Here is a 17,809-nt window from a genome sequence, read left to right on the forward strand (position 1 = left end):
TCACTGCCCACGATCAGATGAAATCTGTGCCCACCATCCCGCGAAACACGCACCGAAGGGGCGCCGATCGAGGATCTGGCCCGTGAATTCGGCGTCACGACCCGCAGCATCTTCTACACGTTGAAGGCCGATCAAAGCCGCAAGCTTGATGCGCGCGTGCGCTCCGAACTGGTGAATGTCCGGCTCACGCCAAGAGAGCTGGCGAGTTTTGACGCGGTGCTGACGCGGCATGATATCGTAAGCCGGGCGGAGGGGCTGCGGCGGCTGATCCATGCGTCGAACGATCTCTTTGTTCCTGACGATGAACTGGCGAACCAGATGCAGGGGCTATCGGCTTCGCTCAATCGCACCGGCAACAATATCAACCAGATTGCACAGCGCCTGAACGAGGCAAAGCGGCAGGGCAAGACGCCGCCCTATGGCAACTCTGCCCATAGCCAGGTGCGCGCCTTGGCCGGGCTGATTTTCGATATCGCCGACCAGGTTCAGGACATGGCGCAGCGCCGCCGAAGCGCGCTGTCCGGCGAGGTTGCTCGCGTACTGGGAGGTTTTGCCGATGGCCCGGAATAGCGCCGTTGCTGCCGCGCAGGAGGCCTTCTTCGATCGCGACTGGAGCCGCATTCGCGGCAGCGTGCCGCGTGCCCGTGCCAAGCAAATGGCCCGGGCGGCGATGGGGCATTCGCCCGCGATCTTCAAAGCCATTCGCGACGGCGGCACGCATAACAAAGCGCAGCTGCGCAACCAGCTGGAATACCTGACCACCAAGTCGAGCTTCATCATCGATAGTCGGGGCACCTATGACGGTCAAAGCGTCCTGTCAGCCAAAGAGATCGAACAGGTCACGCGCCGGTTTTCAGCGCAGTGGAACGAGGGGTTTCATCCCAAGCTGGGGCACACTTCTCACCTGTTGATGGCTTTCCCGATTGGCACGCGCGGCGAGGATGTCGCCGAGATCACGCGCGAGATTTGCGAGCGGTTTTTTCAGGGCGAAGGCAGCCACTTTGACTACATCGCCGCCGTGCATGAGGACCGGGATCACCCCCACGCGCACATCGTTCTGAACCGGCGCAGCAAGGACGGCGAGTTCTTCTTTCTAAAGGAAGGGCACCACTTCAACTACGACAGTTTTCGCGAGGCGATGGTGGAGGTGTCGGACCGCTATGGGCTGCGCCTTGAGGCGACGAGAAAGCTTGAGCGAGGCATCACGACGAAGAGGCCAAGCGATGTAGAACAGCGCCGCGCGGAAGACACGGGAAAGCAGCTAACCGAACGCGAGCGCGTGGGGCCAGAGCTCGAACGCGCATTGGCTGAGGTGGTGCAGAACGCGCGGCTTTATCGCGGCCTGGCTGCCGAGGCCTCGCGCGAGAACCAGCATGACATTGCAGCTGCCTTGGACAAAGCCGCGACGCTTTTGGCGCAGGGTATTCCGATTGAAGCAGATGGAAAGGTATATGGTATGGCCGAAGAACAGCATTCCTTTGATGAGGTCGTGGATGCCTTTCACGACAAGATCAACCAAGCCGAACGCATTGTGGCGGACGCTCCGGTGGAGCGACGTGCGGCGCTGGAGCATGAGCTGAACGACATCTATCGTTCTTTGTCACATCTGAGCCCAATGGGAACGCAGTCCCACACCTTGCTTGAGGATGCGTCCAAGAGTGGAATTTATTCCGCAGCGAATATACGGACCGAGGCCCAAGGCGCTTTGCAAGATCCAGCTCTTTCCGAACGTCTTCAGCGGGCTTTGAAAGGCACCGGAATTGACGCGCAAGAGGTGACGCGCCGCGTTGAAATCGGCGCGGGCAATGCCGCGCTGGAACGGCAATGGCTTGGACAGGATCTGAAGGCGATTGCCGATAAAGAAGGCTTTGACCTGTCACGCGCCGATGAACTCGAGAAAGTGATCGACCGCCTTGACCAGGTGCACAGTGATCTGGGCCGTGTGTTGGCAGATGCCGAGGTTCTTAGAGACAGTGGTACGGTGGAGACTGACCGGCAGGAAGCCATCATCGACCGGCTGCCGCCGACCACTGCAGAAATCCTGATTCGTATGAGGGACGACCCAACCGTAGATCCATTCCGAAACGATCAGGAACGCGAGACATTGCGTGCTGAGATGGAGGAACTGGTCAGTGAAGAGGGCACCCCGGACTTGGCGATTGGCGATGAGACCGCTCTGGAGGAACATATCGAAGACCGCCTGGACCGGCTCTATGCGGCTAAGGCTTATCTGCAGAGCGATGCCGCTCTGGCGAACAGCGTGGCGATCGAGCACGTCCTCGATGAGATCGCCAATGAAGAAATTGATGTTCAACGCGAGCGGCATGTCGATAGCGATGGCGAAAAGGGTGTGACGCATGGGTAAGACGCGGATCGCACTTGGCGTCATGTGCTTTGCTCTTCTGGGCGCGGTGCTAGGGTATGTTCTGGCGTCGGCCTTTCTGACGTTCCGCTGGTTCGGGGTTGGGGCGGATATCGATTTCCTGATGCTGGCACGCAGCTATGGGGTTCTCCGAACGACCCATCAGGCCGACATGCAGATTGTTCACTTGATCGTGGGGATCAGCACTTGCGCGGGTGTTTTGCTCAGCGCTGTATTGATGAATGACGCGCTGACCAAATTTGGTGAAACCCACTGGCAGCACATGTCAGAGATGAAGCGGAACGGCTTTTTCGGCAAGCCTGGCCACGGCTTTGTCCTCGGCAAAATGGGTAAGCCTAAGAGTCGCAAACCCTTCGTGATGTCCAAGGTGTTCCCCCATGCCCTGATCGTCGCCCCGACCGGACGCGGCAAAACGACGGGTTTCGTCATCCCGAACCTGCTTACCTATCAGGGCAGCGCGGTGGTGTTGGACGTGAAGGGTGAGAACTTCGAGGCGACGGCGCGCCACAGGGCCGCACAGGGCGACAAGGTGTTCCGGTTCGCGCCAACAGATTGGAAGGATGGTCGCTCTCACCGGTACAATCCTTTGCTGCGCATATCGGTGCTGGAAAACGTCGACCGTCAGCAGATGGAGCTGCAACTTCTGGCTTCGCTGTTCCTGCAAGCAGATAACGACCGCGTCCAAGGACTCCTCGATGGCGGTATCGATCTATTCGTGGCGGCAGGACTTTTGGCGTTCGAGCGCAAGCGGCCGACCCTGGGTGAGATTTACCGCATCACCGCGTCGGGCGGGGACAAGCAGAAGGAATACCGCCGCCGCGCCGATGAAGTGGTCAACCCAGCCGCCAAGCTGATCTTCATGCGCATGGCCTCAACCAACAACGACACGTTAACGTCCTACCTGTCGCTCTTGATGACATCTGGCCTCAAACAATGGTCCAACCCCGCCATCGACCGTGCAACCGCAACCTCAGACTTCGACTTCCGCGACATCCGAAAAACGCCGTTTTCGGTCTATCTCGTGGTCGAACCGCTGATGGTGAAACCGCTCGCGCCGCTTATCCGTCTGTTCTTCTCGGACTTGTTGGCATCGCTGCAAGATCATGAACCCGGCAAGGACGAGCCTTGGCCTGTGATGATCATGCTCGATGAGTTCAACCGCTTGGGCAAAATGCCCATCGTTCTGGACAGCATCGAAACCCTGCGATCTTACCGGGCGAACCTCGCGATCGTCACACAGACGATCCCGGCGCTGGACGAAATCTACGGTGAAAACGCCCGCCGCGCCTTGCAGGGCAACGCGGGTATCAAGCTCTATCTGACCCCCTCAGACGAAAAGACCATCGAAGAGCTCAGCAAGGCCGTTGGCAAAACAACCAAGCGCGTTGTGACCCGCTCGCGTTCTGTCGGCCGAAACCCTTTCGCTGGTCGCAGCATGTCTGAACGGACTGAAGAAACCGCGCTCCTACCCGAGGATGAGGCACGGCGCATGGATCTTGATGACATTGTTCTGGTCGTCGACGCGCAAATGCCCGTCCGCGCCAAGCGGATCAAATACTATGACGACAGGTTCTTTAAGCAGATTTTCGACAAGCAGACCGGCGATCTACCTTATCCCTCGGCAGGAGACCAGATGCGCGGGCTGCAAGGGCAGATCAAGGCACTGGAAGCAAAGATCGGAGAGCTTGAGTTGCCGAAGGTGGTGCCAGTTGGTGGTTCCGCAGGCGGTGGGAAACTGCGAGAAGAGGTCGAAGACCTTGTCAGCGAACAGCGGGAAGTAACGTCGGACGACACGCCTAGCCGGGGCGAGTATCAGGCTGGAACAGATCGGATGGAGAGATTTTTGGAGGAGGCAGCTCGGGGATGAGGGGCCTTGAATTGGGATATGTTGTTTGTTTGATGTCCTCCAATGGTGGTCGGATTTTCTGTAAGCTATTGATTTAAGATGGAATAAAAGCTTACGCGCGTCGCGCGGTATATCTCATTGTGTGGTGTGGCTCCCTTGTCACAATTGGTGGGGAATGAATTTTGCGCGACATAGTCTACGGAAAATTGCTTAGAGCGAATCGCTCGTTGTCATTGGTGTAACGAGAAGAGGCCGCGCAGTGCGCGGCCTCGTTCAATAATTCAGTCGCATGAGCCCAAAAGGGAACTCACTACTAGATTGCAGTCTCTATGGCTTTCACCATCATGTATGTCCTCCTGCTCGATGTTGATACGATACCTAGTGGCCGCATCAAAATCAACGCATTATCTAGAACGTTCAATTAGCACACCCGAGAACGTTTCAGGTGGCACGTTTTCCCAGCGCCAACCGCTAAACTGATAGTCTGACAGATACAAGTGTTCATTTCGATAACGCGTCAAACCGTCTCCAGTGAGGGGCCCTCCAGTAAACCATCTTTCCTTCATCTCTGCAAATTTTGACGGTTTTGGGTCAGCTCGGTGGTAGTTTTGTAGCAGGTCGGTCATGACGAATTCCCCCGCCTGCTGCGGGTAGCAGAAAACGAAGTCCAGCGATTTCACTCTGTCTTCTTGGTGAGATTCAGAGCGCATGTATTCAGTTTTCTCCTTAAACCTGAGGTTGCCCATAAGTTTTACATGAGACGTTACCAGCCGTATTCGTACTGGTGTTCTCGACTGAACGATTGGCTTGGCAAAACAAAAGCATGATTGATAAACCACACTTTGATCTCCGCGCTGTACTGTTTCCAAGACCTCGTGAATTACTTCCTTTTTTAGGTCCACGCCTTGCGCATCGTGAATTTCCCAATTTATGTCTTTTCCGAGCTCATAGTGTTCTTCTCTGGTTAAACCAATTCGGAAAGCCATTAGCTCGTCGCCGGATGCAGATACATAGACGTCCTTAATGACTTTATCCGGTTGGACGGCTTCGTCATCATTCTTTGAACCGAGGCAGTTTGCTACGCATAGTGTGGATGATCCCACAATGGCGTATGGGTACTGCTCCATAATTCGGCTCAAGGTGGCGTTGGCAAATCGTTGGACACGGCCTAAGTCGTTCTTTAGGTCGAGCTGTCTGTCAGCTCGTCGGAAACCGTCGATCGCTCTTAGAATTTTAGCTCGGATTTCACTTTTGGATTCTCTGAAAGTTTTGTCATCTAAGCCGTTCTCAAGTGCTTCGTGGAAGTCAAATGTTCCATACTCATTGGGTAGTTCACATACGTACCCCCCTTGAGCAATAATGTTATTTTGCGACTGTTCAACGCTACTATCGATGGCTGTCGATGCTAGAGCAAGTAGGTACGATTGAGCGTCCTTGTAGTCGCGGGGCGCTGTGCGTGCGAATGACAACGCAAGAACTCTCTCGGTTGTTTCCCCAAATACGCTTGGCCCCACCAAATTCGATGCGACCCCGCCATCGGCGTAATCCGAGTTGTCACTAAACGTTCTGAAGGCAATTGGGATGGCGCAGGAATCCGCTAGAACACGGTCAATTGGTGCATTGCTTTCAGGGGGATAAATGAAGTCGGTTCCGTTTCGTATATCAGCAGTGCATATGTGGACTGGTATACGTGTGTCGGATAGTTTTGGCCTTTCGGCTTCATCCTCAGTCACGATCGCGCGAATGAACTCTCGTAACTTCTTCTCGTCAAATACAGGCGAACCCCAGTAGATTTTCCATGCAAGTTTCTTCATGCTTGGGCGTTTCGAAAAATGCGAGATGACGTCACGAGCCGCAATTTTCATTTTTAAGCGAAGCTGATCCGTCGGTTTCTGGTGGGCCAAAAGGTAAGCCGCAATCGAACCCGCTGAGGTGCCAGCAACTTCCGTTACCTGAAGAATCCCTTCGCCTTCTAGGTCTTCTAGCACTTCTGCCGCAGCTAAAAGAGTAACCAATTTGGCTCCGCCGCCCTGAAAAATACACTTGATGGGTATCGTCATTTTGATCCGATTAATTTTACATTTTGCTGTAACTAGGTAGCCCGCAAGCTCGATGGACTTTAGCGGGGTGCGGGTAAAATACAACGTGGAATCAACCTGACAGTCGGGCGCGCTACATACCCTGAGGCAGAAGTTCAAGGAGAAAGAGCAAATGTCAAGTTGACGCCCAATAGACCTTTGGGATGCGAATGACCAAGACTTCCGAAGGGGGCTTGAGCAAAAGGCGCAGTATGGAATTTCAATCTGATCCACTAAGCCGCTTCGCCCGATTTGCCACCCTCTGAACCATCGAGACGGTCGCATCACCTGCCTGACGTATCCCAGCCCCCGCGATCTCAGCATTAGACCTGTTCCCAAACCGCGCCCGCGCCCGTGACCCTTTGGTGCCAATTAAGCCCTTTGCGAAACCGCTGGGGCCGGGAATGCTTGGCGGCCCAGCCATCATGAAGTTGCCTGAGATAGAGCGCACGATCAGCGGGGTCGCGATGATCATACCGCCTGCGAGGAACATCATCATGAAGAAGGGCACCAGTGCACCGATATTGCTTGCGCCGGAGGGATCTCCGAGTTCGGTCATCAGCGATCGCGACATTCCGACGACGGTGGAGAACACGCCCGCGATCACGAGGGGGTAGAGCGCGTAGGAGACCGTGCTGGACAGCCAGCGGTGGAAGTAGTCCTTGCTCACGTCGAACAGCGAAAGCGCGATCATGATTGGGGCGATGCCGATCATGAAGGCCAGCATGATCTTCGCGAAGATCAGAACAAGGCCGCAGAGCGCGCCAATGACGCCGAGGAGGAACGCACCAATCGCGCCGATCAGGGCTCCGGCCATCCAATGCATGTTGTCACCGGCCGCGTTCAGGTAGTCGCCAAATTCCTCGATGAGATCGTCGAAGGCCTCGGCAAAGTAGGATGTACCTGCGCCGCCGCCGCCAAGCCCTGCCACCATGCCACCCGCGAGCTGGTCGAGCCCGTTGATCAGGGCGCTAGCCACGGCGTTGAATTGGACCCAGTTCATCGCAAACAGGGAGATGAGCATGAGCTTGAGGGCGAACCAGAAGGCGGTCCGCCCGTCCATGGATTTGTACTGAAACACCATGTTGAGGAACACGCCGATAACGGCGAGCGTCGAGGCCACAGCAATGACGCCGCCAAGCTGACCGGCGACATTGCCAAAGGTGGTTTGGGCCGCGTCGTCCAGAAAGTTGTCGGTTGTCTCGACCATCCAGGTGACTACGCCCATCCGATCCTCCTCGGTTTGCTTTTAGGTGCTTTAGCCGGTGCGGCGTTTCAGGAAGGCTTTCAGGATGTGCTCGCCGTCGAAATCCGGCACGACAGAGACCAACTCCCAGCCATCCTGACCAAGGGCGGTCAGCTGCGCTTCGATCTTCGGTGGCTTTGTTTTGGCGGTGTTGATCATTTCGATCTTGTATTCAAACATTGGCTGCTTCCTTTGCGTGGGCCGGGTCAACCGGCAGGTAGAATTCGGTGATGCCGCGTGCGCCTTCATGGCGACCAGCCTGGATGATCACATCAATCGAGCGGGTGATGTAGTCGTTCATGTCCTGGTAGGTCATGGGCACGTCGGTTTTCAGGGCGGCGATGGCGAGGCGCTGCACGGCCAGCTGAGGGGTTTCAGCATGGAGCGTGGTGAGTGAGCCACCATGGCCGGTGTTGATCGCCTCGAGAAAGGTCATGGCCTCTTTGCCGCGCACTTCGCCCAAGACGATGCGGTCCGGCCGCATGCGCAGGGTGGAGGTCAGCAGGACATCAGCGCTGCGTGTAGCTTCGTCGCGATCAGACATCAGCGTGACGACATTGGGCTGCGCCGGGCGTAGCTCCGCAGCCTCTTCGATCGTGACGATACGCTCGTCGGCGGGCACGAAGGAGAGGATCTTGCGCGCCGTGACGGTCTTGCCGGTAGAGGTGCCACCGGAGACGATCATGTTGAGCTTGTGGGTGACGCAAAACTTGATCGCCGCATCGATGTCGCCGGTGGCCACGACATTGCGCAGCTCGGCATTGCGCTTGCGTCTTGCGCCCTCGTTGCTGCGCTCTTTGCCGAAAAGATAGGACAGCTTGATCTGATCCAGTGGCAGGTCCGAAAAGAAACGCAGTGAAATCGCGTAACCGCCATCAACGGCGGGGGGCTGGATGACTTGCGCCCGGATTGGGCGGTCTCGGTAGGTGATGCTGACCGAGACGATGGGCTTCGTTCGGCTGAGCGTGGTGTTCGCGGCGGAGGCAATCTGATTTCCCAGGTCCTTGATCTCATTCGCCGAGAGCTGTCGATTGACGTTCCGCATGAAGTGATCCCCCTGAAACTCCGCCCACAGCGTGCCGTCGGGGTTGATGCAAAGCTCAATCAGCTTTGGATCGCGCGCCTCGGGGATCTTGTCCATCGAGCTTTGCAGATAGCTGGCCGCCATGATCAGAAGATCTCCAGATCGCGGTCGACCATCACGGTGACGCGGGCACCCTGATCGACATAGATCACGGGCGAGACGGAGAGATATTCGCCAATCACGCTTTGCGCGCTGTCCTGAAGGTCTTCGCCAATGCCCTCGATGACATCTGAGGCGATCTCATCTTCGGTGTTCTGGGCTGCCACGGCGGGCAAGGCTCCGATCAGCGATATCAGGGCGGCTGACCCGAACCGCGTGCCAAAACGGCTGTCGACGAAACCGGTTGTGCCGGACCGCCCGAGTTCATCACCGCCAAAGGCGCTGATTTCAACGGTCTGGTTGCTGGGCAGAATGATCCGGTCCCAGGCGATGGTCACGCGTTGCTGTGCAATATCGAGACCAGATTGATACCGCCCGATCAGACGCGCGCCGCGCGGGATCAGGATCCGCGAGCCGTCATAGGCGTGGACATCTTCCGATACCATCGCGCGGACTTGACCGGCGAGCGAGCTGTCGATTGCTGTCTCGAGCACGGCCTGGATCATCGTGCCTTGAACAACGGTGTTTGACGGGTTCACGATCAACTGGGCCTGCGTCACCTCGGCAGGTTCAGCGCCATTTCGGACAAAGTCTGTGTCCCCATCAAGCCGCCGCTGCTGCGCGGCAGTTTCATTGTTGCCGCTGCCCGAGCCGCCGAAAGCAATGATTGGGCTGGCGATACGGGCTTGCAGCTCTTCAAGTTCGGCTTGCCGCCGCCGTTCCAGCTCCTGAAGGCGCAGTTCCTCGGCCGTGGGGCCGGTAGGTGCGGGCGTGCGCGGGGTTTCCAGGCGCGCAAGCTCCAGATCGTTCTGCAGTCGCTGTATCTGACGTGCGCGTTCTTCCAGTTCTTCGCGCAAGGCGGCTTGCGTAGCAGCGGCCTCACTGCGCAGGGCATCGATCTCTGCACCCAAGGTCTCCAATGCTTCAGTGTTGACGGCTGGGACTTCAGGTGCGGGTGCGTTGCGCAGTGCTTCGAGCTCAGTGCGCATGGCGTCCATTTGCGCGCGCAGCTCTTCTGTGTCGCTGGCCGGTTCCGGCTCCGGCGGCGGGGCTGTGTCAATCGGTGCGGGCGTGGGTTCGAGCGCACCAAAGCCCGGTCCTGCCGCTTGGAACTCATCTGGGGATGCGGTTTCCAAGCTGTCGGGTTCAGAACCGCCAGAGAACAACAGCAAGAGGCCGCCCAGAGCGGCGATTGCCCCAATGCCTAGGGCAATAGTGACAACGGACGGTCGCGATTTTCGGTTTTGTGGTTTGCCTTCAAGCGCTTCGAGGCGCTTCTTAAGCTCAGCTGTTTCACTCATCTTGGGTTGCCTCGCTCATCTCTTGGACGCAGATCTCATCCTCGCCGAGCCGGAGAACCCATCGATCGCTGACACCTGACACGCGGATCACACCATCTGACCGGGCGAGCGCATTCACGCTGCGCTCATTGCCGCCGGACCAACGAAAGATTGCAGGCAGCGGCGCGTTTGCGGCAAACCGGAAATAGGTGAAGGTGCCATCGTCCCAAATCTCGCGCGGAGTGATCTCGGACCGCGCGCTGACGCCATAGGCGTGGTTCGCAGGTTGGCTTGCGGCCACTCGGGATTGCTGGGGTGCCGCCTCAGGATAGGTGAAGCGGATGACATAGAAGGTCGGTGAACTCGCCTCGGTCACATTGAAATAATAGCTGCGCCGGTTGGTGTAGACCGTGATGTTGGTATGCGCGCCGCGCGTGACTGGTTTGATTGCAAAGGCCTGACCGCCGGGGACGCCGTCGAGAAGGAACCCTTCAGTGTCGCCCGCAATGATCGAGCGGATGGTCTCGCCCTGGCCAAACTCGATGCTGGTCACATGGGTCAGGCTGGTGCGGATGCGATAGACCTGCCCATCCTGATAGGTGGCCAGCCGAACGCGGGCATCATAGGGGCCTTGGCGCGGCTGCGTTTCGGCATAGGCGGTGCCAGCGAGCGGAACAATGAAAGCGAGGAACAGGAACAGGCGGCGCATTGGTTACTCCAGACGATCTGAGCGGATCGCATATTCGGTGACGGTGAAGCCGAAGGGGTTCTGCCAGACATCATCGATCGACCGGCTATTCTCAGGCCGAAACTCAAACATCAGGGTTGCGGTGAAGAGCCCGTTTTGAGTGCCGCGCGGTGAATTGAGCCGCTTGCGCAATCGTACCTGGGCACGATTGGCGCTGATATGGGTGATCGACAAAACCTCAACTTCAAGGCGTGCATCTGTGCCGTAGCTGTCCGGCGGATAGGCCTCATGGCCACCTGTCCAAAGCGCGCGCAGTCCTGCAGCGGCCGCGCCGTCCGACTGGTCCAGGACCCGCCGCACACGCACATCATTGTCGAGCTGGTTGTATGTCTCTCGATCGATGACATAGCGGTAGACCTGTGCCTCGATGATAGCGGGGCGTTCCGTGAGTGAGACCGCTTCAACCATGGCATTGGGGAGGGCCATGCCGGTTTCGCTATCAAAGGGCACGATCATGGGCGGCGGGTCCACGTCGAAGAGGGCCACGAGGGCAGCGGCGAGGCAACCTGCCATACCAAACGCCATGCCTGTCAGCCCCAATTTCTGCCACATGAGCTCGCGTCGTCGTGCGCCGTAGACCAGCTCCTCTTCGATGATTTCTGCCTCGCTGTTCATGGGGTCAGTCCGCGCGCAGGTCTGGCAGCGTGAAGTCCATGTAGCGGCGTTCTTCGGCCAGCGTGGCGGCATCCACCACGCCGGATTGGCCAGCGCCAACGGTCTGGATGGCTTCGAGTTCCCACATGCGCGTCATGGCAATCGCCAGTTCGGCTGTGACGCGGGTGTTGTGATCCATGGCTTCCTTGAGCGTTTCCATGTCCGGGATCAATGAGACCAGCTGTTCGACCCGTTCGAGGGATTGCGCGGCCTCGTCATAGCTGTTCTCAGCCGCCGCCGACATCATTGCCCCGGTGCCTGCCTGACTGGCAATGCGCTCCGCCCCTGGATTGCCGCTGCTGGCCATGTCGGACAAGCTGTCTTGATCAAAACCTGCATCCTCCAAGGCTTGCGTCATCCGGCCTTCCATCTGAGGGGCGGCGTTGCCGATAAGGCCGCTGAAGTCACCGCTTTGAATTTGTCGGATAGTCCCCAAGAGATCGCCGAACTCTTGGTCGAGGAGACCATCCAGATCACCGCCCATGGCTATTTCGATGATATCCGTCGCGCCGGTCAGGGCCGCGTAGGTCTCGTTGAGCGTGTCAAGTTGCTGCTGCACGAGGTCGAGTTGTTCGAGCAGCGTGTCGAGCTGGTCGGTTTGGATCCCGAAATCCTCCAGCAATTGCTGCAGTTGGCGAATTTCCTGGGCGATGTTGCGGGTGTCGACCGTGGGAACGCCTTGGGCAGATACGGGAGAAGCAACTAGCAACGCGCAGGTGGCAACGGTCGAAAGAAGACGGATCATCGGAGAGCCTCCAGATCAAAGTGCATGAAGTCTTGTTCACGCGCCTGCGCGGCCGCCATGGCCAGTTCAGCTGCGCTAAGCGGGCGGGTGTGGGAGGCCTTGAGGCGCGTGCGGATCGCGATCAGGCGAGCGAGCTCGGCCCGCGCATAGGTGTTGAGAGACATGGCCGCGTGAATGTCGTCGGTCTCGCCAATGCGGGTGATGATGTCCTGCACGCGCAGCGCAGCCGCTTGCACCGACACCAAGGAGTAGTCGCCATAGACCCCTGCGCCGAATGAGGTCAGGCTCATCGTGGAGTTGGCAAGCAAGACAGGATCAATGGTGCCGAGCGCGTCGACGCCGCCGACACGGGCAAGGTAGAGATTGTAGCGTTTGGGGATGACCTGAACGTAATGCTGGGTCTCAGCAAAGGGCGGCACGCCGCCATAGCGCTGCACGTTGCCGGGACCCGCATTGTAGGCCGCTAGCCCGTGAATGATGTTGCCATCAAACATGGCCAGCATCCGGGCCAGATAGCGCGCGCCGCCGGTGACCTGGATGTAGGGGTTTTCAAAATAGGCCGGGTAAATCCCCAGATCCTGCGCCGTGCCGGGCATGATCTGGGTCAGTCCGAACGCACCGACAGGGGAGCGCGCGCCGATGGTGAAGCGGCTTTCTTGCCAGATCAGCGCCTGCAAAAGACAGCGCCATTGCTTGGGCGACAGACCGGCAGCGCGCACGCCGGACATGTGGCGCGTTTCCTGAGCCGCGCGAATGATTAGTTGTTCGATGGAGCCCGAGGCATCGCCGAACATCTGTGCCGCGCCGGGGTTTGGGTCGACCGGACTGTAGAGCGTATCTGCGGCGCTTTCAGGTGATGCACTAGCTTCCAAACCCGCGACCAGTCCGCCGGAATTCCCGCTGGCCAACGTCGTCGCATCGAGAATGTCTTCCAGCGCTTGGAGTTGCTCTTGCTCGAGCTCTTCAAGCTCTTCCTCTTTGGTCAACCGATCCCGCTGCAGCGCCAGATCTTGTTCGCCTTGCTGCAACACGCGCTCACGCTGTAAAAACATGCCCGCATCAAATGTGGGCACGCCTTGGGCATAGGCCAATGGCGCGGCGAAACAGACCAAGCCCGCAAAGATATGCAGGCGGTGATTACTCACCGAGACCACCAATCGGCCCGAGCAGCTCGAAATTGCAGTTGCTGCGGCTGACCTCGGCGAAGGAGTTGAAGCATTCTGCCTCTGACGGCCGGTATTCCGCGCAGGCTGTCAGGGTCAAAAGGGTGAGGATAAGGGCGAACAGCCTACGCATCAAATCTGTCTCCAAAAATCGGGGTTCTGGCGATAATCTGCGCCCACCAGCGCTTCGCCTTTCTCCATGCCACCAAGGACCGTGAGGTAAGGGCCAAGGGCGCTCAGATCGGCATCGATTACCACCGAACCTTGGTCGTCGCGCACCAGCGCCAGACGGGAGTTGCTGCCCGTGCTGAGCAGAACGCTGAGCTCTTTTTCAGAAAGGCCCAACATGGCGTAATCACTGGCCGAGGCGCGTATGTTAGGAAGTAAGAGTTGCGTCGGCACAGCCTCGACAATCGTCTTGCCAGTGCGGGTTTTCTCAAGCTGGCTTGCGTATTGGGTCATCATCACGACGACCGCGTTCTGTTTGCGCGCCGTGACCAGCCAATTGCTGAGCCTGTCCGCGAAATACGGGTTGTCCAGCGCCTTCCAGGCCTCATCGATGATGATCAATGTCGGCTTGCGGTCCTCGATCACGCGTTCCACCCGCCGAAAGAGGTAGGAGAGGACCGCCATGCGTTCCTTCTCGCTTTCGCTGTCGAGAATGCCGGTCAGGTCGAACCCCACGACATCTCCATCGAGCGAGAAGGTATCCTCGGCGCTTTGACCGAAGATCCAGCCATAGCGACCATCTGCGGTCCATTCCTGTATCCGCTCAAACAGATCCCCTTCATCTGCCCCCGCCACAAAGAGGGAGGCCAAATCCTGCCAGTTGCGCAGGGCAGCATCGCTCGCCCCGGCGTTTTGGCGCACCACTTCTTGAATGCGGTTGATCTGGACCGGGCTCAGGGGCTTGTCGGTCCGGTGCAGCAGCGTCGCCAGCCAATCAGACAGCCAGGCTTGCCCGCGCCCATCGATTTCAGTGCGCAGTGGATTGAGACCGGTTGCTTCACCCGCCTTGATAGCGCTGTAGCGCCCGCCATTGGCCCGCACGGCCATTTCCATACCTGCGCGATAGTCGAACACAAACACGCGCGCGTCGCAGCGACGGGCTTGGGTCATGAGGAAGGCCGACAGCACTGACTTGCCTGAGCCAGGACGGCCGAGGATCAAGGTGTGCCCGCCGGTCGGTTCTTTGTCCGGCTGACCCGTCTCATGGTAGTTGAACAGGAACCCCGAACGCTCCGGCGTCGGGAAGAGAGTGATCGGCTTGCCCCAAGGCACTTTGTGTCCGGGTTTGCCGAGTTGACCGCGATGTAGCGCTGCGAGATCGGCAAAATTCGTGTTGGTGATGGCGGCCTTGCGGCTGCGCATCTGCCCATTGCCCGGATGCTGCGCGAAATAATGCGTCCGCGCTGCAAAGCTCTCGTTCACCAGATTGACGCCTTCACTGGCCGCGATGTTGCGGACCTCGGCGGCGATTGCTTCTAGCTTTTCCTCGGTCTCGGCGAAAACCGTCACCGTCATGTGATGATCGCCAAAGCTGAGCCGTTTGGATTCCAGATCATCCAGCGCGTCGACCAGTTCTTCCGCAAGGGATATCGCGCCATCATCGCTTGCTTTCATCAAGCGCTGTTGCCGTTTGATCCGGCTGGCCATGATGTTGCTGTTGATCGGCGTGAAGGAATGCGTGACGACCATGTCGACGGGCAGATTCAGCTCATCGAACATGGTGCAGTTGGTTTTGGCGGGATAGGTCTTGATTGCAAAGCTAGTGCCAAGCCGCTTGCCCGCCGTCCCATCGTCGAGCGTAAAGCCTCGCCCCTGAAACGTGACGCGCGTGTTGGCGACATCTTCGGCAATGACGCCAAATCGCGATTTGGCGAACAGCGGCCGTTCCTGACCAATATTGAGCGCCCCGAGGAAGCCGAGCAGTTCGCCGCTCTCAGCCCCAAGCAGGCGCGGATTCATCTCGGCAGAAGATGACAGCAGAAAACCAACGATTTCCTCGAGCTTGCGCAGCTGTTTGGTTGTCTGGTCATTCAGCTGCGCGATTGAATTTGCACGTTTCAGGCGCAGCCGAGCGCCGAGGGGAGGACGTTTCAGAACTGTGAGTGTGAGCGTTTTGTCCCGCAGGCCCGCCCGCGCCATGGCCGTTTGCCATCGGCTGTCCAGGGCTTGGGCAAACCCCTCATTGGGCACTAGTGGCAAGGCGGTCTCGATCGCTCTTGATACCTTGTGGAGGTAGAAACAGTATTCCGGCCCAATCTGCGCAATGATCGCCGCAAAGAGCGCGCGGATCTTCTCCAAATGTGCGTCATCGCTGGTCATGCTGTTGACGCCATCAAGGCGGATGCACTGGAACAGCGCATTGCCGCGCGTGCGGATTGTCACGTCATCCACGAGGCTGACATAGGGCAGCATACTGGCCATAGGCCGCTCTTTGCGCGCCCAGTCCGGTAGCGTCGCAAGATCATCCGAGGGGTTATGGAGCATAGCTGTCCCCCGAATGGATCTTGCGGTTCGGGGTGGGCGGCGTTTCCTGTAGGGCGGTGACCATCACCTCAAGAAAGGCCGGATCCCAATCCGCCGCTTTCCACAGCGCGGGATAGGCCAGAGCGGCGATGATGATCACCGGCCAGCTCTGGACCCAGAGAAACAGCAACACAAACCCGAAGAGCCAAACCATGGCATACATGATCGGCAAGCCGATGAGCTTTGGCGGCCGGATCAGACCGAGGAAGAGGCGGGATTGCGTTGCCATGTCAGATTTACGCGCCCCAGATCGCGGTCACGATGGTCGGCGCAGCTGCGATGCCTGCGATCGCGACCAGTACCCAAAGAGCCTGGCGGAAGTCGAGGATGCCAAAGAGCCAGGAGAGGAACACGCCGATCAAAGCCAAGGTGCCGATGACAATGCCTAGGGGGCCGGTGATCGTGTCGACGATGCCTTGCAGCAGGTTCTGGACCGGCGAGAGGTCGATGCTCTGCGCGAAGGCGGGATTGGCAATCATTAGACTGGCCAGAGCCAGCGACAGGATTGTGCGGAATTGTATGTGCATCAGGAGGCTCCAGTCAGTCGATCACGCACGGCCATGACGCGGCGCACGTGATTTTGGGTTTCTTGGTAGGGAGGGATGCCGCCATAGCGCGCGACCGCGTCTGGTCCCGCATTATAGGCAGCGAGCGCGAGCTCAGGCGTGCCGAACTGCGCCAACATCATCAAAAGGTAGCGTGCGGATCCATCAAGGTTCGCCCGCCAGTCATTCGGATCAACGCCGAGTTGCGCGGCCGTCGCGGGCATCAACTGACCGAGGCCGATCGCGCCTGCCGAGCTGCGCGCATTCGGGCGATAGGCGCTTTCGATCTCGATATTGGCTTGGAAGAGGGCCTGCCACTCCGTCACCGACAGACCGGCGCGGCGCAGTGCAGGGTGCCCGCCATAACGATGCGCGGTGCTTTCAAGCGCTGCGAGGATTTCGGGGCGGGGAACTGCCCGGGCGGGTGCAGGAGTGGGAGCTTCAGGTTCCGGAGCTGCGAATACGATCAGCTCCGGCGGGTTTGCACCAATCCCGTCGACGTAGCTTTGTGCAAAACCTGATTGGGGGGATTTGGTTTCCAGCTGCCCATCGGCCCGCATGGAAAGCACGAAGCCTTCGGAATAGGCCGGGGCAGCTAGGAATGCTGCGAAGACGGCAAGTGGCTTAGCCCGCGTCGTCCAACTTGTGAGAGGCGATCTTGCCTTCGAACATGGGGATCGAGACGATCGAAACACCAAGCCCGGCGAGGAAGCTGGATAAGCCGTTGATTGTCTTAAACTCTCGGGCCGCCATGTTGTTACGCGCGGTGACGAGCAGGCGACGCGTCTCGCCATCTGGCGAGACGCAATGCACGGTCCAAACTCCGGACCACTGAGCACCTGTACGTTTGGGCGTAACCCGGCACACAACATCCGCCGAATGACCCTCGGCAAGTAGTGTGCGCAGCCCGTCTTCACTGACAACATTAGGGGCGTCTTGCATCAAATTCATAGGATCGAGCCTTGCAGAATTGTGCATTGGCCCGGCAGTCCCTCATGGACTACCGAACCGATACAATATTATAATCTTGCAATCAATAGGTGCAATTTGAGTTGTTGCGCCCTTCATGCGTTGAAACAAATTTACTGCAACGGAGTGGCTGAGCCAAGATAATATGGGGCTTTTGAAACAAACATGCGTGGCTATTGTCGTTCTGAGCTGGGGATCTGCCGCGATCGCGGGCAGTTGTTTGCCGCCTGCGCCGCCGTGGATGCCGACCGATGCCGATGACGTGCAGGCCTATGCGGATCTGTTGAAGCGCGATGCGGAGGCTTATTTTGCGGATGTAGAGAATTATTTCCGTTGCCTAGATCAGCAGAGGCGAGAGGTCTTCGAGCAAGCGCGCGTGGTCAGTGGAGACTATGCGCGCGTTCTGGAATTCCTGAACGACATGAGGAAATGATACC

19 protein-coding genes are annotated in these 17,809 nt (G+C 58.3%); 4 read left to right on the forward strand and 15 right to left on the reverse strand.

Annotated features, from left to right (window positions below; genetic code table 11):
* The first annotated feature begins 120 nt into the window (after positions 1-120).
* Genes AC4GMC_RS03490 through AC4GMC_RS03500 form a run of 3 tightly spaced genes read left to right on the forward strand, consistent with a single transcriptional unit; the run spans position 121 to position 4,250 of the window.
* A complete protein-coding gene (locus AC4GMC_RS03490; protein WP_487875757.1) occupies positions 121-570 on the forward strand; it encodes a hypothetical protein in 450 nt (149 codons plus the stop codon).
* A complete protein-coding gene (locus AC4GMC_RS03495) occupies positions 557-2,365 on the forward strand; it encodes a relaxase/mobilization nuclease domain-containing protein (protein ID WP_487875756.1) in 1,809 nt (602 codons plus the stop codon). Before AC4GMC_RS03490 ends, AC4GMC_RS03495 begins: the two co-directional genes overlap by 14 nt.
* Positions 2,358-4,250, forward strand: coding sequence for a type IV secretory system conjugative DNA transfer family protein (locus tag AC4GMC_RS03500; protein ID WP_487875755.1), 1,893 nt, complete (start codon positions 2,358-2,360; stop codon positions 4,248-4,250). Before AC4GMC_RS03495 ends, AC4GMC_RS03500 begins: the two co-directional genes overlap by 8 nt.
* 383 nt (positions 4,251-4,633) lie before the next feature.
* On the opposite strand, the gene AC4GMC_RS03505 is transcribed toward AC4GMC_RS03500, so the two are convergent.
* From AC4GMC_RS03505 to AC4GMC_RS03575, 15 genes are all read right to left on the reverse strand, one after another.
* Positions 4,634-6,289, reverse strand: coding sequence for a patatin-like phospholipase family protein (locus AC4GMC_RS03505; RefSeq protein WP_487878860.1), 1,656 nt, complete (start codon positions 6,287-6,289; stop codon positions 4,634-4,636).
* Between the two features lie 238 nt (positions 6,290-6,527).
* Positions 6,528-7,535 carry a TrbL/VirB6 family protein gene (locus AC4GMC_RS03510; protein ID WP_487875753.1) on the reverse strand — a complete coding sequence of 336 codons (1,008 nt, stop codon included), beginning with the start codon at positions 7,533-7,535 and terminating at the stop codon, positions 6,528-6,530.
* 30 nt (positions 7,536-7,565) lie between these two features.
* Positions 7,566-7,733 (reverse strand): DUF4177 domain-containing protein, encoded by a 168-nt coding sequence (locus tag AC4GMC_RS03515; protein ID WP_487875752.1) that lies wholly within the window; start codon positions 7,731-7,733, stop codon positions 7,566-7,568.
* Entirely contained in the window at positions 7,726-8,721 is a 996-nt protein-coding gene (locus AC4GMC_RS03520; protein ID WP_487875751.1) for an ATPase, T2SS/T4P/T4SS family, read from the reverse strand. The genes AC4GMC_RS03515 and AC4GMC_RS03520 overlap by 8 nt, the downstream gene beginning before the upstream one ends.
* 2 nt (positions 8,722-8,723) lie before the next feature.
* Positions 8,724-10,037, reverse strand: a complete 1,314-nt coding sequence (locus AC4GMC_RS03525; protein WP_487875750.1) for a TraB/TrbI/VirB10 family type IV secretion system protein — start codon at positions 10,035-10,037, stop codon at positions 8,724-8,726.
* Complete coding sequence (locus AC4GMC_RS03530) at positions 10,030-10,725, reverse strand: TrbG/VirB9 family P-type conjugative transfer protein (RefSeq protein ID WP_487875749.1); 696 nt, start codon at positions 10,723-10,725, stop codon at positions 10,030-10,032. Before AC4GMC_RS03530 ends, AC4GMC_RS03525 begins: the two co-directional genes overlap by 8 nt.
* Positions 10,726-10,728: 3 nt before the next feature.
* Positions 10,729-11,379 carry a VirB8 family type IV secretion system protein gene (locus tag AC4GMC_RS03535; protein WP_487875748.1) on the reverse strand — a complete coding sequence of 217 codons (651 nt, stop codon included), beginning with the start codon at positions 11,377-11,379 and terminating at the stop codon, positions 10,729-10,731.
* 4 nt (positions 11,380-11,383) lie between these two features.
* Positions 11,384-12,163, reverse strand: a complete 780-nt coding sequence (locus AC4GMC_RS03540) for a type IV secretion system protein (protein ID WP_487875747.1) — start codon at positions 12,161-12,163, stop codon at positions 11,384-11,386.
* Positions 12,160-13,308 (reverse strand): lytic transglycosylase domain-containing protein, encoded by a 1,149-nt coding sequence (locus tag AC4GMC_RS03545; RefSeq protein WP_487875746.1) that lies wholly within the window; start codon positions 13,306-13,308, stop codon positions 12,160-12,162. The genes AC4GMC_RS03540 and AC4GMC_RS03545 overlap by 4 nt, the downstream gene beginning before the upstream one ends.
* Positions 13,301-13,459, reverse strand: a complete 159-nt coding sequence (locus AC4GMC_RS03550) for a hypothetical protein (RefSeq protein WP_487875745.1) — start codon at positions 13,457-13,459, stop codon at positions 13,301-13,303. The genes AC4GMC_RS03545 and AC4GMC_RS03550 overlap by 8 nt, the downstream gene beginning before the upstream one ends.
* A complete protein-coding gene (locus tag AC4GMC_RS03555; protein WP_487875744.1) occupies positions 13,459-15,819 on the reverse strand; it encodes a VirB4 family type IV secretion/conjugal transfer ATPase in 2,361 nt (786 codons plus the stop codon). Before AC4GMC_RS03555 ends, AC4GMC_RS03550 begins: the two co-directional genes overlap by 1 nt.
* Positions 15,809-16,087 (reverse strand): VirB3 family type IV secretion system protein, encoded by a 279-nt coding sequence (locus AC4GMC_RS03560; RefSeq protein WP_106473616.1) that lies wholly within the window; start codon positions 16,085-16,087, stop codon positions 15,809-15,811. Before AC4GMC_RS03560 ends, AC4GMC_RS03555 begins: the two co-directional genes overlap by 11 nt.
* A gap of 7 nt (positions 16,088-16,094) precedes the next feature.
* Positions 16,095-16,385: a TrbC/VirB2 family type IV secretion system protein gene (locus AC4GMC_RS03565; protein ID WP_025060020.1), complete on the reverse strand. Its 291-nt coding sequence runs from the start codon at positions 16,383-16,385 to the stop codon at positions 16,095-16,097.
* Positions 16,385-16,963: a lytic transglycosylase domain-containing protein gene (locus tag AC4GMC_RS03570; RefSeq protein WP_487875758.1), complete on the reverse strand. Its 579-nt coding sequence runs from the start codon at positions 16,961-16,963 to the stop codon at positions 16,385-16,387. The genes AC4GMC_RS03565 and AC4GMC_RS03570 overlap by 1 nt, the downstream gene beginning before the upstream one ends.
* 64 nt (positions 16,964-17,027) lie before the next feature.
* On the reverse strand, positions 17,028-17,354 hold the full coding sequence (locus AC4GMC_RS03575) for a hypothetical protein (protein WP_058243064.1): 327 nt from the start codon (positions 17,352-17,354) through the stop codon (positions 17,028-17,030).
* A gap of 163 nt (positions 17,355-17,517) precedes the next feature.
* On the opposite strand from AC4GMC_RS03575, the gene AC4GMC_RS03580 reads away from it, so the two are divergent.
* Positions 17,518-17,805 carry a hypothetical protein gene (locus AC4GMC_RS03580; RefSeq protein WP_487875743.1) on the forward strand — a complete coding sequence of 96 codons (288 nt, stop codon included), beginning with the start codon at positions 17,518-17,520 and terminating at the stop codon, positions 17,803-17,805.
* Positions 17,806-17,809: the final 4 nt, after the last annotated feature.

The sequence above is a fragment of the Thalassobacter sp. genome (assembly GCF_982993085.1).

Bases quoted from the DNA above. Each gene is read 5' to 3' on its own strand.
- AC4GMC_RS03550 (WP_487875745.1), bottom strand. From the start codon at position 13,459: ATGCGTAGGCTGTTCGCCCTTATCCTCACCCTTTTGACCCTGACAGCC.
- AC4GMC_RS03500 (WP_487875755.1), top strand. From the start codon at position 2,358: ATGGGTAAGACGCGGATCGCACTTGGCGTCATGTGCTTTGCTCTTCTG.
- AC4GMC_RS03525 (WP_487875750.1), bottom strand. From the start codon at position 10,037: ATGAGTGAAACAGCTGAGCTTAAGAAGCGCCTCGAAGCGCTTGAAGGC.
- AC4GMC_RS03510 (WP_487875753.1), bottom strand. From the start codon at position 7,535: ATGGGCGTAGTCACCTGGATGGTCGAGACAACCGACAACTTTCTGGAC.
- AC4GMC_RS03530 (WP_487875749.1), bottom strand. From the start codon at position 10,725: ATGCGCCGCCTGTTCCTGTTCCTCGCTTTCATTGTTCCGCTCGCTGGC.
- AC4GMC_RS03555 (WP_487875744.1), bottom strand. From the start codon at position 15,819: ATGCTCCATAACCCCTCGGATGATCTTGCGACGCTACCGGACTGGGCG.
- AC4GMC_RS03535 (WP_487875748.1), bottom strand. From the start codon at position 11,379: ATGAACAGCGAGGCAGAAATCATCGAAGAGGAGCTGGTCTACGGCGCA.
- AC4GMC_RS03560 (WP_106473616.1), bottom strand. From the start codon at position 16,087: ATGGCAACGCAATCCCGCCTCTTCCTCGGTCTGATCCGGCCGCCAAAG.
- AC4GMC_RS03570 (WP_487875758.1), bottom strand. From the start codon at position 16,963: ATGCGGGCCGATGGGCAGCTGGAAACCAAATCCCCCCAATCAGGTTTT.
- AC4GMC_RS03565 (WP_025060020.1), bottom strand. From the start codon at position 16,385: ATGCACATACAATTCCGCACAATCCTGTCGCTGGCTCTGGCCAGTCTA.
- AC4GMC_RS03575 (WP_058243064.1), bottom strand. From the start codon at position 17,354: ATGAATTTGATGCAAGACGCCCCTAATGTTGTCAGTGAAGACGGGCTG.
- AC4GMC_RS03520 (WP_487875751.1), bottom strand. From the start codon at position 8,721: ATGGCGGCCAGCTATCTGCAAAGCTCGATGGACAAGATCCCCGAGGCG.
- AC4GMC_RS03580 (WP_487875743.1), top strand. From the start codon at position 17,518: ATGGGGCTTTTGAAACAAACATGCGTGGCTATTGTCGTTCTGAGCTGG.
- AC4GMC_RS03540 (WP_487875747.1), bottom strand. From the start codon at position 12,163: ATGATCCGTCTTCTTTCGACCGTTGCCACCTGCGCGTTGCTAGTTGCT.
- AC4GMC_RS03515 (WP_487875752.1), bottom strand. From the start codon at position 7,733: ATGTTTGAATACAAGATCGAAATGATCAACACCGCCAAAACAAAGCCA.
- AC4GMC_RS03505 (WP_487878860.1), bottom strand. From the start codon at position 6,289: ATGACGATACCCATCAAGTGTATTTTTCAGGGCGGCGGAGCCAAATTG.
- AC4GMC_RS03495 (WP_487875756.1), top strand. From the start codon at position 557: ATGGCCCGGAATAGCGCCGTTGCTGCCGCGCAGGAGGCCTTCTTCGAT.